Origin of the sequence: Duncaniella sp. (assembly GCF_029054785.1) — a bacterium.
Classification (GTDB): Bacteria; Bacteroidota; Bacteroidia; order Bacteroidales; family Muribaculaceae; genus Duncaniella.
Window position 1 is genome coordinate 1 of record NZ_JAIDEN010000028.1, and the last position, 16,938, is coordinate 16,938.

The following is a 16,938-nucleotide window of genomic DNA, read 5'->3' on the forward strand; positions in this document are numbered from 1 at the left end:
TCTCAGCCTCCTGCACCTCCTTCTCGTCCTTGCCCTCCCGGCCTTCGGAGCCACAGGCAAAACCGACGTCAAACCCGACAACATCGACTACACCGCCATCCACGACCACTTCGCCGCAACTCTCCGGGGCGACACCACCGCCTTTGCCTCCGGCCTGACCATCAGCCCCCGCCACATCGCCGAAGTCAGCGCCCGCATCTGGCAGCAATGGCAGCAGGCCAACGCCGGGTTCGACGAAGAGAAACTCCCCTCCGTGCTCTCCCCGCTCGACGGCTTCACCCCGACCCTCAAAAACGACCACGCCCTCAGATGGCATCTCCCCGCCGACCTCGAACCCGATGCCACAATGCCATTCTTCTTCGGCACCAAAGGCACACCCTCGGACTGCAACGGAGGGAAATACCCGCTCATCATCTACCTCCACGGCTCAGGCCCGAAATACCATGAATGGATCACAGGCCTGAAACTCGCCCGCAGCTTCGACGACGCCCCGTCGCTCTACGTAATCCCGCAGATACCAAACACCGGACAATACTACCGCTGGTGGCAGAAATCCAAACAATGGGCCTGGCGCAAACTCCTGCGCCAAGCCATGTTGCGCACCGACTCGATCGACCCCGACGCCATCTACATCACCGGAATCTCCGAAGGAGGCTACGGCAGCCAGCGTCTCGCCTCGTTCTACGCCGACTACCTTGCAGGAGCCGGACCGATGGCCGGAGGCGAACCTCTCGTCAACGCCCCCGTCGAAAACCTCCGCAACACCGCATTCACCTTCCATACCGGCGAGCATGACAGCGGCTTCCTGCGCAACCGCCTGACGCAGATCACCGGCGAAGCCCTCGACTCCATCAGAGCCCTGCACCCCGACGGCTACGTCCACCATATCGAGATCCAGCCCGGACGCGGCCACTCCATCGACTATTCCCACACCACCCCCTGGCTCATCGCCCACCGGCGCAACCCCTACCCTCACCACGTCATCTGGGAAAACTTCGAGATGGACGGCATCTACCGCGACGGCTTCCACAACCTCTGGGTCGACACCCGCAGCAACACTGACAGCGACTCGCGCACCACCTACCGCATGGACATCGACGGCAACACCATCGACATCCGCGTAAGCCTCGTCAGCTACACCGTCGCCGAGTCCGACAGCCGCTTCGGCTTCCCCATCGGCCTCCGCTTCACCCGCACCGCCGTCCCCGCCACCACAGGACGCTTCACCGTCTATCTCAACGACAGTCTCGTCAACCTCAACAAAAAGATACGCCTTCGGATCAACGGCAAAGAAGTCTTCAAAGGACGCCTCACACCCCGTCTCAGCGACCTCGTCAACAGCTGCGCCCGCTACTTCGACCCCCGGCGCCTCTATCCCGCCTCCATCACCGTCGACCTTCAGTCACTCGCGGAAAAAGCCCCCTCTGAAGACACTCCCTGACCACACTTCCCGGCACAACAGCACAAAGCGGAAAAACTGCATGTAACCGGTCATCACGCATGACGGTGGCGGCAGTTTTTCCGCTTCTTGTATTTTGAGGGAGGCGGCATTGAATATGTACAAAATACAATAAGCAAGACGAAAATCCGCCCCTTCTGTTAACTTATTTTAACTTTTCGGGGGGGGTAATTTGGCTAATTTTATCTAATTTTGCGCACAATTTGTTTGTTTCGGAACTATTCTGCATTTTCTAATACCATCATACCTTAAAAATAACAGCACAATAAGTGCTATATTCTAATTGTTCTTTTAACCAGTACCATTATGAGAGACAAGCATTGTTTTGTTTCAACCGTTTGCCTCAGTGCATTCCGACGGTTGTACATCCTTCTGCTTTTAGCTGTGACAGCATTTTCTGTCAATGCACAGACTCTGTCGGTAAGCGGCACGGTGATTGACACCGAGGGCGAACCGATGATCGGAGCCAACGTCATTATCAAAGGCACAACAACAGGTGTTGCCACAGACGTGGACGGCAAATATTCACTTAAAAACGTACCTGCCAACGCAACCCTGCGTTTCAGCTACATCGGCTATCAGACCAAGGAAATAGCGGTCAAGGGCCAGAGCGTGATCGACGTGACCCTCGAACCGGAAGCGGCCATGCTTGACGAAGTCGTGGCCATCGGCTACGCTACCGTACGCCGCAAGGACCTCACTGCCGCAACATCGTCGGTAGGCGGTGCCGAACTCGCAAAAATGCCCGTCACCACAGCCGCACAGGCCCTCACAGGCAAGGCTGCCGGTGTCAATGTGATCACCCAGAGCGGTGCACCGGGCGCTGACATCAACATCACCGTCCGCGGCGGAACATCAATCACCCAGGGCTCAGAACCGCTCTACATCGTCGATGGTTTCCAGATGGAATCCGGTCTTCAGAACGTCGACATCAACGACATCGAGACAATCGACGTGATGAAAGACGCCTCGGCGACAGCCATCTACGGTTCGGCAGGTGCCAACGGTGTGATCCTCATCACCACCAAATCAGGCAAATCCGGCAAAAGCGAGGTTAGCTACAACGGCTACGTCAGCTTCTCGCGCCTCGGCAAAAAGCTCGACCTGCTCGGAGTGGAAGACTATGTGCGCTATCAGTATGAATACCAGGCCCTCCGCGGCAATCTCGACAGCTTCACCGGAATTTTCGGCGGCAACATCAACGACCCCGACTTCTACACCGGTGCCTACTCCCGCATAGCCGAGAACTACCGCAACCGCCAGGCCATCGACTGGCAGGACGAGGTGTTCGGCAAGACCGGCATCACCCAGAACCACAATGTCAGCATCACCGGCGGCAACGACCGCACAAACTTCATGGTCAGCTACAACTACACCGGTGAGGACGGCATCATGGACAAGCACAATTACAGCAAGAACAGCGTCCGTGCCAAACTCAACCACAAGATCTTCGACAACGTGCGCTTCAACTTCGCCACCAGCCTCCAGTCGACCACAACCGAAGGCGGCGGCTCGCTCGGCGGCACTCTGAAGCAGACCATCCTTCAGCCCGTCACCGGCGGTGAGCGCTGGACCAACGAACAGCTCCTCCACCAGGACCTCGCTGACGAATATCTCGCAATGCCCGGCAGCGCAAGCTACGACACCAACAACCCCATCCTCACCAACAAGGCCATCGACAACAAGAAATTCAAGCGCATGGCAACCGTCAACGCCGGCCTTGAGATCGACATCATCAAAGGCCTGACTTTCCGCACGGCAGGCAGCTACATGTGGACCCAGACCCGCGAAGACTACTGGGACAACGGCACAACCCGTACAGCCCACTCCAACAACAGCCCCTACGGCTACGGAAAGCGCAACAACTACGAGGATTCCAACTGGCAGATCACCAACACCCTGAACTATGCCTTCGACATCGACAAGAGACACAACTTCACAGTGCTCGTAGGCCAGGAAACCTCCCACTGGGAATCCATGAACCTCAAGAACGAATACCGCTCCTTCCCTGACGGCAACTTCGGCCTGAACGACGTCAGCATCTCGACTCCCTACCAGTGGACTTCGACCAAATCGCGCATCGGTCTGGTTTCAGTCTTCGGACGTGTATCCTACGGCTTTGAAGGCCGCTACCTGATCAACGCCACAATCCGCGGCGACGGTTCTTCGAAATTCGCCAAGGGCCACAAATGGGACAGCTTCCCCTCTGTTTCAGCAGCATGGCGCATCTCAGAGGAGAAATTCATGGAACCGGCCCGTGACTACATCCAGAACCTCAAGCTCCGCGCAGGCTACGGTGTTGCCGGCAACAACAAGATAGCCAACAACATGTATGCCACCGAGTACGGCTCAGGCCACTACGGCAACGGCCCCTCCGACTTCCCGACCTACGTGCCCGGCACTGTCCTCGGCAACCCCGACCTCGTATGGGAAAAGACCAAGACTGTCAACCTCGGTCTTGACGTATCGGCCTTCAACAGCCGCGTCAATCTTCAGGTTGACTGGTACAACAACCAGTCGGACAACCTGCTGATCGAAAACAAGATCCCCAGCTCGACAGGCTACACCACCCAGTATCAGAACATCGGTTCGATCCGCAACCGCGGTGTCGAAGTCGTCCTCAACACCGTCAACATCGCAACCCGCGACTTCACCTGGACAATGGACTTCAACATCTCGTTCAACCGCTCGAAAGTCCTCAGCCTCTACGCCAACAGCGACAAGGCCTGGATCAAGGACTACGAATCACGCATGGGCTTCAAGATCGAACCCGGCAAACCCCTCGGCCAGTTCTACGGTCTCGTCTATGACGGCATCTATACCACCGACGACTTCGATCAGCTCGCCGACGGCACCTACAAGCTCAAAGACGGAGTGGCACGCCTGAAAGGCTTCAACGGAACCGTACGTCCCGGCGACGCCAAATATAAATCAATCGCAGGCGAGACCGACGCCGACGGCAACCCCGTCTGGAGCGTCAACGACCGCACCGTCATCGGCAACGCGGCTCCCAAATTCACCGGCGGCTGGACCAACACATTCATGTACAAAGGCTTCGACCTCTCTGTCTTCATGAACTTCAGCTACGGCAACAAGGTGTTCAACATGAGTACCCAGCGCTTCATCGGCCCGTATCTCCCCAACCAGAACACCATCTCGACAATGGCCCGTCGCTTCACCCTGATCGACCCCGCCACAGGCGAAGCCACAACCAACCTCGCCCGTCTGGCAGAACTCAACCCCGGCCAGCACAGCGGCAAGCTGATGTGGAACATCTCGGAAAACAACAAAACCGCCATCTCGGACCACAGCAGCTACTACATCGAGAATGGCTCCTTCCTGCGCCTCAACACGATCACTCTCGGCTACACCCTGCCCAAGAAAGCGATCCAGAAGATCCGCCTGAGCAACCTGCGCTTCTATGCGACAGCCAACAACATCCACACCTTCACCGACTATACCGGCTATGACCCCGAAGTCGCAGCGTCTTCAAGCGCCCTGACCCCCGGTATCGACAACTCTTCTTATCCCCGTGCCAAGAGCTGGGTGATCGGTGTAAATCTTTCATTCTAAACCCCAATCAGAAACTATCATGAAAAAGATATTCAACATATTGGCGGCTGCCGCGGTGCTCGGCGGACTCACTTCATGCGAGGACTGGCTCGAAATGCCGTCGGAATCGAAAGCCGACAGCGAATCGGTATTCGCGACAATCAGCCGCGCCGACATGACCGTGGCCGGATGCTATGCATCACTCCACCATCAGGAACTCGGCTATCAGCTCCTTGAAGGCACCGACGAAAGCGCCTCAAAGGAAAGCAACTCGAAGTATAACGTCAGCAATTATGACTATACCAACCTCACCGGTATGCTCAGCAACGTCTATACCTCGATGTACAAGTCGATCGAATATGCCAACGTCTGCATCAGCAAACTCAACAAGGTCCCCGTCACAACCGAAGCTGACCGCATCCATGTCAACGGCCTCATGGGCGAAGCGCTTGCCGTGAGAGCCTACGCCTACTGGAACCTCATCCGCTTCTACGGCGACGTCCCCTTCTCGATCCGACCGACTTCGGAACTCACCACCTTCGAGTCATCGCGCGAAAGCCGCGACGTCATCTATGACCAGTGCATCAAAGACCTCCAGGAGGCTACCGAGCTCCTCCCCTGGCGCAGCGAAAGCTACCTCTCCACACCCGAACGCTTCACCAAAAACGCAGCCTACGGCATTCTTGCCCGCGTAGCTCTCTATGCCGCAGGCTACTCCCTGCGCTGGGACCTCGACAAAGTCCCCTATGACAACTCGACAGTGCGCATCGCCCGCCGCGACGACGATGCCCGCGTCCGCGAACTCTATCAGATCGCAGCCGACGCTTGTGAGGCCGTCATCCTGAAAGGCGAAAACGACCTTCTCGACAACTATGACCAGGTTTTCCGCGATCTCGCCCTCAAGCAGTACAACAAAGAGACAATGTTTGAATACGGCTGGTACGGTGCAAACTCAATCGACTGCCGCACAGGCTACACCAACGGTATCCCCGGCACCGGCTCAAGCTCCACAATCGGCAAATGCGGCTCGCAGATGATGTCAATTCCGACATTCTATTTCGAATTCGAGGAAGGCGACCAGCGCCGCGACGTCTCCATCTGCAACTACGCACTCGTGCTCGCTTCGTCAGGCGACTCATACCGCATGAACACCTATGCCGGCATGGGCGTCGGAAAATATCGCATCAACTGGAAATCCGAAAGAGGCACTTCTGACTCGAAACGCGACATCAACTGGCCGATGCTGCGCTACTCTGACGTCCTCCTGATGTATGCCGAGGCTCTCAACGAGCTCCACAACGGCGCTACCGACGAGGCTGTCAAGGCTGTCAAGAAAGTGCGTATGCGCGCTTTCCGCAACGATGAGTCAAAGGTAGGCACCATCCCCACCGGACATGACGAATTCCTCGATTTCATCATTCAGGAACGCAAGCTCGAACTCAACAACGAGGGCCTGCGCCGCACCGACCTCCCGCGCTGGGGCATCCAGTACGAGACTCTCATGGCCGAGAAAGACAAACTCGTCCAGCTCTGCAAGCGTGAAGGCCGCTATGCCGACATCGCTCCCTACTGGGCTTTCAAGATCGACGTGACTCCCACTCTGAAGGATCCGACAATCGCTCTCGACCACATCGAGATCACCGATGCCGACCTTGCCACAATCGGCCTCAGCGACGATGATGTCACAAAACTCAAAACCATGAACTCTGCATCCGCCGGTTCAGTGAAATGCAAGCTCTTCGAAGCAGACGGCAAGGTATATCTCAGCCGCAGCCTCGTGCCTGCATCGGCACAGAAAGTGGAAGAAGTGGAATACACACTGCTCAACATGTTCAGCATCAACACTTCCACCCAGAAGGGCAACCTGTCAGTCGTGAAGATCGACGGTGTGGCCGACGAAAACGCCTGGATCACCAACTCGAACGGCACCGGCATCTTCTACGGTCTCACCAAAAACAAGACCGAGCTTATGCCTTTCCACCAGACCAACATCATGGATGTCAACCCCGGTCTTGCCGGACAGCAGCACCCCGGATACTAAGAGGGTGTTTAATCCCAACGAACGGAACCGTTAAATAATAATAAACCTCAATTTCGGACGGCGGATCCCGGCGGCACTCATCTGCCTCCGTTCCGCCGTCCGCTTTTTTCTATCGGCTATATGACACTGCACAAAAATATTCTGCTTATACTCGCCACTCTCGCCGGCACCCTCAGTCTCGAAGCTTCCGAAGCCGGACCTCTCGCCTTTCCGGGCGCCGAAGGCTACGGCAAATACACCCGCGGCGGGCGCGGAGGCAGGGTGATCAAAGTCACCAACCTCAACGACAGCGGTCCGGGCAGCCTGCGTGAAGCCGTCGAGGCCTCTGGAGCGCGGATCGTGACCTTCGATGTCGACGGGACAATCGAGCTGCTCTCCCCACTGCGGATCAACAATGACAGCATCACGATTGCCGGACAGTCGGCCCCGGCTGACGGAATCTGCCTCAAGGACTATCCCCTCGTTGTCAATGCCTCGGAAGTGATAGTCCGCCACATCCGTGTGCGCCCCGGCGACCGCCACAATCTCGACAGCGACGGAATCGGGGGCGGACGCTACGGCCAGCGCAACGTAATCCTTGACCACTGTTCGGTCAGCTGGAGCATCGACGAATGTCTGTCGATCTACAAAACCGAAAATCTCACCGTGCAGTGGTGCCTGGTCAGCCACAGCCTCAACAGCTCTGTCCACACCAAAGGAAGCCACGGCTTCGGAGGAATCTGGGGCGGCTATAAGGCAACCTTCCACCACAACCTGCTCGCCAACCACGCAAGCCGCAACCCGCGCTTCTCTTCGGTCGACGGCACCAAATGGGTCGACTTCCGCAACAATGTGGTCTACAACTGGGGATACAAGACCGCCTATGGAGGAGGCCATCACGCCGAAATCAACATGGTCGCCAACTACTACAAACCCGGTCCGGCTTCCGAACACCGCCGCCTGCTCGACGTCTCCGACGATGCCACCGGACGCTACTATGTCAGCGGAAACATCATGGAAGGCGACCCGGCCGCCTCGGCAGACAACCGCCTGGCTGTCTCAGACCGCGAGGGACGCCCCTACATGCGCCACCGCCGCAGCGCGCCGCCGGAGTCAGGCATCAGCCCCGCAGCCATCCCCCAGCCAGGCAGCGCAAGCCCATCCTGCCTCGTCAGCAGCCCTTTCCCCTATATGGCCATAAACGAAGACAAGCCTGAGGAAGCCTACCGCCGTGTCATGGCCGACGCAGGGTGCAGTTTCGTGCGCGACAGCTATGACAGCGAAGTCATCCGCCAGGTCAGCCTCGGTCTGGGCGAAAACGGACACAACGGCATCATCGACACCCCCTCGCAGGTCGGAGGCTGGCCCCTGCTTCGCAGCGCCGCCCCGCAGACTGACACCGACGGCGACGGTATCCCCGACGCATGGGAACTTGACCACGGACTCAATCCGTCAGATCCCTCCGATGCCTCGGCCTACACACTCGACCCTGCCTACACAAACGTCGAAATCTATCTCAACTCCCTGCTCCGTCCCTGAATGATCAGCGGACAGCGGATAGACAGACCTGTTTTTCAAGCGATTGCACATAAATCAGACGTGAATTGTGAAGATATATTTAATGTTTATTTAATATCATCTGTTAAAATTGGTTGAATAATTATTGCTACCTTTGCACTCTCTTTCAAATTTCGAGTGAGTGTTGCATGACTCCTGTTTATTTATGGAGCCTGTGACAGGATTCGCAGCAGCAACACCATCATATTTCGAATTTCCAAGGTAACATATTCCCTTCATCATGACACTACGTCTGAACGTATTTTCAATCATCTTTTCAATTTTAGGTCTGACAGGTGTCTCAGCCTCGACAGTTCCCGGAGAAATCTCACCGAACCACCTCAAAGAAGGTCCCGACACCCTGCATATCGGAGAGGTCAATGTCACCTCAATCAAGCAGGCACGCTCGCTGCTGCGCCAGCCCGTCACCGTCACCACCCTGCGGCAGCACGAACTCGAACGCTTCGATGTGGCCGGACTCAAAGGGGTCTCTGAACTCGCTCCCAACTTTTTCATGCCGGACTACGGCTCCCGTATGACCTCCTCTATATATGTACGCGGCATAGGAGCCCGAATCGACCAGCCGGCAGTCGGACTCAACGTCGACAACGTCCCTTATCTCAACAAGGACGCCTACGACTTCGACTCGCCTGACATCCAGCGGATCGAAGTGCTCCGCGGTCCGCAGTCGACCCTCTTCGGCCGCAACACGATCGCAGGCCTCATCAACATCTACACACTCTCCCCGATGTACTATCAGGGAATGCGTGTGCTCGCCGGTGCCGCCACTCAAGGCAACTATCGCCTCGGCCTCTCATACTACCACCGCTTCTCTTCGAAATGGGCCTCGTCACTGAGCGCTTACGGCAACCGCCGCAACGGCTATTTCAGAAACAGCTACGATGGCTCGCGGGCCGACCGCGAGCACAGCGAGTCACTGCGCTGGCGCACAGTCTTCCGCCCCTCCGACGCCCTCAGCATCGAGAATGTCGCCTCTTACGGCCACGCTCATCAGAATGGCTATCCGTATGCCTCGGCAGAGACCGACCGCATCGACTACAACGACCCGACCTTCTACCGCCGCACGACATTCACCGACGGCCTGACCGTCACATGGTCCACTCCCAACTTTACCCTCGCCTCGATCACCGGATTCAACTATCTGTCCGACAACATGACTCTTGACCAGGACTTCCTGCCACAGAGCTATTTCACCCTCACGCAGCGGCAGCATGACCGCAACATCACACAGGACATCGTCATCCGCGGCAACAAGGGTGACTACGGATGGCTCGGAGGCATATTCGGCTTCTACAAACACGCCGACATCTCAGCTCCAGTGACCTTCAAGGAAGACGGAATCAACAGCCTGATCCTCGACAACGTCAACTCCATCCTACCCCCCGGAATGAGACTGGGCTGGGATCAGCCGGAACTGCTGCTCGGATCCGAATTCCACAACCCGACAAAAGGAATAGCCTTCTATCACCAGAGTTCCTACGACATCAGCAACCTGTCATTCGCCCTGGGTCTGCGCTTCGACTACGAACACACAGCCCTGCGCTATCACAGCTATGCCGATGCCTCGGCAACCATGTGGCGCGGCAACATACCCCTCCGCACCCAGGAGATCAAGATCGACAACAGCGACCGCCTTTCGCAGCACTTCACACAGTTTCTGCCGAAAGTCAGCGTAACGTACAACCTTCCACACTCCGCAGTGTTCTTCTCCGTGGCAAAAGGCTATAAATCAGGAGGCTTCAACACCCAGATGTTTTCCGACTTCCTGCAACAGCGTCTGATGGAAGAGCTGGGACGTCCGGTGGAATACGACGTTGCACGGATGGTAAAATACAAGCCTGAAATCTCCTGGAACTACGAGCTTGGAGGCCATTTCAGCGTGGATCAGGGACGTGTCTACTCCACCTTTGCCCTCTTCCTTATCGAATGTCGCGACCAGCAGCTGACCATGTTCCCCGACGGCACGACAACCGGACGCATCATGGCCAACGCAGGCCGCACCCGCAGCATGGGCGGCGAGTTCACTCTCAACTACCGTCCGACCACCCGCTGGAACTTCAACCTTGCCTACGGCTATACCCACGCCACATTCCGCCGTTTCTCCGACGGAATCGAAGATTTCAAGGGCAAGCGAGTGCCCTACGCACCGTCCAACACCCTCTTCGTCGGCGCGACCTACCGTCAGCCACTGACCCTCAGCTGGCTCAACGCCGTCAGCCTCTCTGCCGACATGCGCGGGACAGGCTCAATCTACTGGGACGAGGCCAACCTCTGGCGACAGCCATTTTACACTGAATTCGGTTCCACCCTGCGCTTCGAATTCCCCGCCGGATCGCTGGAAATCTGGGGCAAGAACCTCGCCGACAAGAAGTTCAACACCTTCCGCTTCGAATCAATGTCCAACAGCTTCTTCCAGCGCGGACTTCCCGCCCGCGGAGGTCTGACTCTGAGACTTGACTTCCCCTCTATCTGATTGGGATGCGCAGAGCAAATCGGGAGCCTCAGGGATAATTGGCCGATGTTGTGTTTTTTTAACTAAAGCAAACGCCGCAAACAACAATAAGCAAGCACCCACAGCGTTAAATTATAGACTATTATCACAGCCTTTATAATACAACCAACCAATAAAACCATTATGAAGAAATATCTTCTTTCAGCAGCAATGCTGGTCAGCACTCTTGCTCTGACATCCTGCCTTGGCAGTTCGTCAGATGATCAGCGCCTGACCTACAACTACGGCGGAGGCGAATGCTTCAACCGTGTGATCGACCTCCAGACAGGCAGCGAATTCATTGCAAGCGCCCCGACATATAATCTGGAATACACACCGAACAACGGAGAAGTCGAAATCGCTCTTTCAAACGTAGTTCTCAGCCAGGGAGCTTCCGCTCTTTCGTTCAAATTCCCGACAATGAAATATACACAGGATCAGAACGACGGTTTCATTGTGACCACGGGCCGCAGCATCACACCTGAAAACGCAGGTGCCTCAGCCTATGTGTTCGATAACTTCAATCTGCGTGCCTATTTCGGCCGCAAACTTGGTCCTGTCTATTATATCCGCTATCAGCTCGACATCAACAATGAACCGCGCTACTACGTGACAACCTACGCCACACGCAACGCTTACATCGGCCCGGTTGCCGCAATCAATCTTGAAAATCCGGATAAGACTTATACCAATGCTGACAATCTTGAGGCTCAGGCAGATACATATTACATCGTACTTCTCAATCAGGAGAAGCGTACTGCTACCATTCAGGTCTACAACGGCAAATATGCCGAAAGCATGAATCCTCTGACTTTCATGGTCAAGGACGTTCCTTTCACATTTACCTCTGATGGATATTCAATTGTTGCCGGAACCGACAAACCGCTTGGCATTTTCACCGGAACCTCCGGCGACAAACCTGCCGAAGGTCTTGAAATGACAGATCTGTCTGTGATCGGTAATCTCGAACGCGGCGCAACAATCCGCTTCAAGTGCAATCTCGGTGACAATGACAAATATAACGTTACTGCGTCACTGCGTTATCTCCTCTATAACACAAAGAAGGACTGATCCTTTTTCCTTTAAATACCTTAAAATGCCTGACGGTATCCGAATTTCAGATTCAGATGCCGTCAGATGTTTTTCTATACCACCCCAATATCTCATATATGTCATTTGTCGGCGACAGCCTCTCGGATCAGACTTCGGTTTTGCCAATCTTGACGGTAAATCAATGTCCTGACGGACATTTCATTGGGGTGGTATATCATATTCCCGCGACGCTGTGCTGACGCACGGCGTCGCGGGCTACGATAAATCAGTGTCCTAAAGGACACAAAAATCCAATGACGCGGATCATGAGGACCGCAGATGGCGGGGCATGACATAGGCGTGGAAATCACACCGAATCCGGCATGATGCTATCCGGATCAGGCATACCATTTACGGACACTGAAATCCAGGATCAGGAATGTGACGTCCGGAAGGACGTCGGTTTACTCATAGCCCGTGGCACCAAAGCGCAGCGCTGGTGTCACGGGTTAAGCATTCAAAAAAATAAAGGCGTCCTGTCAAGGATGCCGATTTACCGTCAGGCAATGCCTCGTATCAGGCCTGAACCGAAAGGATCTCGCCCTTTCCGGAAAACACAAGGCCACGAAGCACAGCCGGGAAAAGCCATGTCTCACCACGTGAAATCTTCTGAGAACCTTCCGCACCATCGGTCCCGGTCCACGAAATCTCGGCTTCGCCGTCAAGACAGATAATGATGGTGAACGAATCGCGGTCACGCGGAATGTCAACGCAGCCATCAGCCTGCACAAACCTGCGGGTCACGAAATGGGCACAATCGGCAAGGAGCGAACCTTCGGGATGCGACTTATAGTCGGAATGGACCGTATAGTCGATGGCATCGCGGGCCTGGGAAGTGTGCAACTCGCGCGGATTGCCGTCCTTGTCGCGGCGGTCATAGTCATAGATGCGGTAGGTTATATCGCTTGTTTCCTGAATCTCGGCCAGAAGATTGCCTGCGCCGATGGCGTGGATGCGTCCGGCAGGAAGGAAGAAAGTGTCGCCGGGCTTTGAGTCATAGGCGTCAATGACATCCATGATGGTATTGTCGGCCACACGCCGCTCATAGTCCTCAGGAGTGATCGGCTCCTTGAGTCCGACGTAGATTTTAGCCTCAGGAGCAGTCTCCATGATCTGCCACATCTCGGTCTTGCCGGGACAGTTGTGGCGCATGGCGGCCAGTTCATCGTCAGGATGAACCTGGACCGAAAGATCGGCTTTCGCGTCAATAAACTTGATCAGAAGCGGAAACGCAGTGCCGAAACGGTCATAGATCTCAGCGCCGACAAGGTCAGCCTTATAGGCAGCGATAAGATCCGTGAGCGAGCGCCCCTCGAAAGGACCGCGGTCAACCACAGAAACATGGCCGGGGACTGCCGAGAGTTCCCAGCTTTCACCTATCGAAGTCTGATCGGTCTCTATCCCCTTGTAAGGGGCAATGCGTTCACCTCCCCAGATGACTGATTTGAGGTAAGGCGTAAAATGTAATGGTCTGTCGAGCATTATTGTAGCATTTATTTGTGTGTGATGAATGGTGTGTGATGAATGGTCTGTGCAGTAATGTGCAGATAAAGTTCGGAAGTCACGCATCAGAGCACCCTGAGAGCCTCCAGCTGCTCAAGCACATCAAGACGCGAGAGCGAGCGGCGCGAGAGGAGTTCGGCGGCAAAGTCATGGGCGATTGACTGGACACCACGATGAGAGAAGACTTTGGTCAGATAGGCCATGTTCTTCTCGAACAGACGGTCAATCTCGTCATCCTCAAGCGAACATGCCTCATGGCCCTCCTCGACTGCGACCTGATGAATAAGATCGCGGAGAGCTGCGGGAAGAGCCTGACGCGCAGAGACGAGATGACGGCAGAGGAAGTTTGACATCAGCATACCGATCCCAAGATTGTAGTTCTTAAGCAGCTGATTCCAGGCGGTTTTTGCTGAAACACCCGGATTGCCGGCAAAATAAAAATCCGGCGACATCTCGACCATGTCGTTCGGATCGTTGTCGATGTTAATAGAGGCAAGCATATCCTCGCCGTCGAAAATCAGCAGTCCGATGGCCATTCCGGTCGCACCGTAGCTTCGGTCAGTATCATCTTTATATTTCAGAGTTTCCATGTTCGGAGGGTGTTAAAATCAAGAGTTAATATCAAATTTATTAAGAGATTGTCTGATAACAACCTCTGAGTCATCTGAGCCTTGGCGTCTCTTTTGGCAAATTGCTGAAACACCCTCTTAGAAAACGCCATTCATAAGCGTCTTGTTCTCTAAGAGGCTCAGTACTTGACTAAAAACCGATCAATTCACCACGAGGATTTTCGTCACGACATCCCCCTCGGAGGAAAGATCGTCGGAAGTTGATGCCAGGACATAGTAGACACCGCTTTTCACGCGGGCACCGTTAAGAGTGCAGCCGTCCCAGACAGCCATTCCGCCCTGCGAGCGCGTCTGATAGACAAGGTGCATTCCGGAATCCATGATCTTGACGAGTGAATTGTCCATCAGGCCCTTGATCGTAATCCAGCCTGAATAGCCCGGCTCTACGGGATTCGGGTAGGCGTAGACATCTGAATAGTCCGGACGGGCAGGGGATGTGCTGGTAGCATATTCATAAAGTCCCTGAAGCGTGGCGATGAACACCGAATTGCTGTTCGGATCGGCATAGACGGCCGTGATCGTGTTGGTGGCGAGAGGAGAATTCGAGGTATTGAAATTTGCAATGACCTCATCACCGTTCTCACTCACAAGATAGACCCCGGAGTTCATCGTCCCGACCCACTTCCGATTGGCCGGATCGACAGCTATGCAGTTGACCTCCTCGCTCTCAAGCAGATAGTCCGCAAGGTTAGTGCCGTCATTACGAGGCACTTTCAGACGGTTGATATTAAAATCGGAAGCGAAGACGCCCAGCGGATTAGTGATTTCAAAGATTCCGGAGGTTGTGCCACACCAGACCCTTCCTCGATGATCCTCGACAAGGCATTTTGCAAAGTTTGGAGCGAAGGACTTGCCGTCCTGGTCTATCATTGTATTGACCACCACATTGCGGTCATCCGAAGGATCAGTCATGGTTCCTCCGTGATGCAGCGCTGCAAAACCGCCGTTGTGCTGCACGTCGATCATGAAGATCATCGGAGAATGCTTGCACACGAGCAGGTCCACATCGCGCACATAGATGAACTTGCCGATGTCGAGATTGATCCAGTCTTCTTTCTTTATATCCTTCAGCTCTTTGGAGCGGCGCACGGAAGCCGGAAGCACTGCCAGAGGCGATGCGTTGATATTCTGAGTGTAGACACCTATAATAAGATTGCCTTCCTCGTCAAAGCAGGCGTCATTAGTGCGCCATGCCCAGTTGACGTTCTTATATATGCTGCTGTTCTCGTCGAACTTCGCAAGCTCCTTGCCGTCCTTCACAACGAAAAGGCCGTCAAGACCTGAACCGATATAGCGGATCGAATGGTCATCCGGATCTTCAAGGACGAATGAAGGTGCGAAAATGTGGTTATAGCCGTATTTTGACGCCGAAGAGACACCCGGAGAATTTTTGATCGTCATCGGACCGGTGATGGGTATATCCTCGATTTCACCGTTGCTGATAAAATTGCCGGTAAACACCGTGTCAAAGAAATCGCCTTTACCGACAGGCTTATAGCCACTGATGCCAAGATTGGAGATGAAGAATCCGCGCCCGTCAGTCGAGGGGAAAAAGCAGGATATATCCGAGAACGTGGTCACTCCTGACGGACGGAATTTATCTCTCAGGACCGTCAGAGTTCCGTCGGCCTCGAAACGATAGTGGCCAAGGCCGTCCGTGCCTGCCGCCCAGACTGACGAAAGGTCCGAGGAAAAGACTATCAGATTGTCAGCCAATGGTTCCGGCAGAGTCGCAATCTCAGTCACGGTCCAGGGAAGCCGGGCCTCATAGATCTTGCCGTCGCAGACATAGTAGGCGGCATCTTTCCCACGGAAACAGAACGGGACAGGCGAGGCCACGAAAAACGGGTCGACCGCCGGATTGTCGCCACACCTGATTCCGATCTTGCCAAGATAAGGGAATTCGTCACGGACAAGGAAATGAAAGAATCCGTTCTCGTCCGGCTCATCGGATAGCGGAGTCATTTCGATGAAATTGTCAGACAGCACTCCGACCGACGTGTAACGGCTGATCGAATGGAGTCTTGCAGTTTTTTCGATGGCAAGGAAATGGTGGGCCATCTCTCCCTCAAGGGGATAGATTATAAGATGGTCCCGTGTCAGGCCGATCACCGAGATGTTGACGTTGTAGACTCCCGACTCTTTCACATCGGCTGTGCTCTCGCGGAACACTACGACACCGAACGATGTGGCCACATAGATCAGATCACCGTCAAACTTGACGTCGTTGATCACTTTCGACACCGTCAGGTTCGCATCGCGGATGTCAGGAAGATTGACCAGACGTCCGTCATCGTAAAGCAGATCAATATTGCCGTTTGAGTAGCAGACAGTCAGATAACGTCCCTGCTCATTATAGAAAATATTCTTGATATGCTGGTCGTTCAGATCTTCGCCAGGCAGGAAGGAACGGCTCTCGTCATTGTCCTTATCGTAGGAATGGAGCGATCCTCTGGTAAGGAGATAGATGAAATGGGGAGTCTCCAGAAGTTTGTCAGGAACGCCGTAAGCGCCGTAGACCTTCCAGCTGCCGGTGGCAAGCTGGGCGGCAAGGCCAAGAGGCAGCAGACAGAAGAAAAATATGATGAGTTTTCTTATCATTTGCGGAGTGTTT

General features: G+C 54.8%; 9 protein-coding genes. 6 read left to right on the forward strand and 3 right to left on the reverse strand.

The annotated features are described in order from the left end of the window. The 6 genes from K2H17_RS01725 to K2H17_RS01750 form a co-directional block, all read left to right on the forward strand. The coding region (locus K2H17_RS01725; protein WP_300130661.1) for a hypothetical protein at window positions 1–1,441 on the forward strand (1,441 nt) is incomplete at its 5' end. A 324-nt stretch (window positions 1,442–1,765) separates the two neighbouring features. After that, window positions 1,766–5,032 carry a TonB-dependent receptor gene (locus K2H17_RS01730; protein WP_300130664.1) on the forward strand — a complete coding sequence of 1,089 codons (3,267 nt, stop codon included), beginning with the start codon at window positions 1,766–1,768 and terminating at the stop codon, window positions 5,030–5,032. Between the two features lie 19 nt (window positions 5,033–5,051). Continuing rightward, window positions 5,052–7,052, forward strand: a complete 2,001-nt coding sequence (locus tag K2H17_RS01735) for a RagB/SusD family nutrient uptake outer membrane protein (protein ID WP_300130666.1) — start codon at window positions 5,052–5,054, stop codon at window positions 7,050–7,052. 120 nt (window positions 7,053–7,172) lie between these two features. Beyond that, window positions 7,173–8,570: a pectate lyase gene (locus K2H17_RS01740; RefSeq protein WP_300130668.1), complete on the forward strand. Its 1,398-nt coding sequence runs from the start codon at window positions 7,173–7,175 to the stop codon at window positions 8,568–8,570. Window positions 8,571–8,829: 259 nt separating this feature from the next. Further along, window positions 8,830–11,082 carry a TonB-dependent receptor gene (locus tag K2H17_RS01745; RefSeq protein ID WP_300130670.1) on the forward strand — a complete coding sequence of 751 codons (2,253 nt, stop codon included), beginning with the start codon at window positions 8,830–8,832 and terminating at the stop codon, window positions 11,080–11,082. 162 nt (window positions 11,083–11,244) lie between these two features. After that, window positions 11,245–12,171, forward strand: coding sequence for a hypothetical protein (locus K2H17_RS01750; RefSeq protein ID WP_300130672.1), 927 nt, complete (start codon window positions 11,245–11,247; stop codon window positions 12,169–12,171). 537 nt (window positions 12,172–12,708) lie between these two features. On the opposite strand, the gene K2H17_RS01755 is transcribed toward K2H17_RS01750, so the two are convergent. The 3 genes from K2H17_RS01755 to K2H17_RS01765 all read right to left on the reverse strand — a co-directional run bounded on the left by K2H17_RS01755 (window position 12,709) and on the right by K2H17_RS01765 (window position 16,925). Next, window positions 12,709–13,674, reverse strand: coding sequence for a type I phosphomannose isomerase catalytic subunit (locus K2H17_RS01755; RefSeq protein WP_300130675.1), 966 nt, complete (start codon window positions 13,672–13,674; stop codon window positions 12,709–12,711). A gap of 86 nt (window positions 13,675–13,760) precedes the next feature. Further along, window positions 13,761–14,285, reverse strand: a complete 525-nt coding sequence (locus K2H17_RS01760) for a hypothetical protein (RefSeq protein WP_300130677.1) — start codon at window positions 14,283–14,285, stop codon at window positions 13,761–13,763. A 180-nt stretch (window positions 14,286–14,465) separates the two neighbouring features. Continuing rightward, window positions 14,466–16,925, reverse strand: coding sequence for a hypothetical protein (locus K2H17_RS01765; RefSeq protein ID WP_300130678.1), 2,460 nt, complete (start codon window positions 16,923–16,925; stop codon window positions 14,466–14,468). Window positions 16,926–16,938 lie beyond the last annotated feature (13 nt).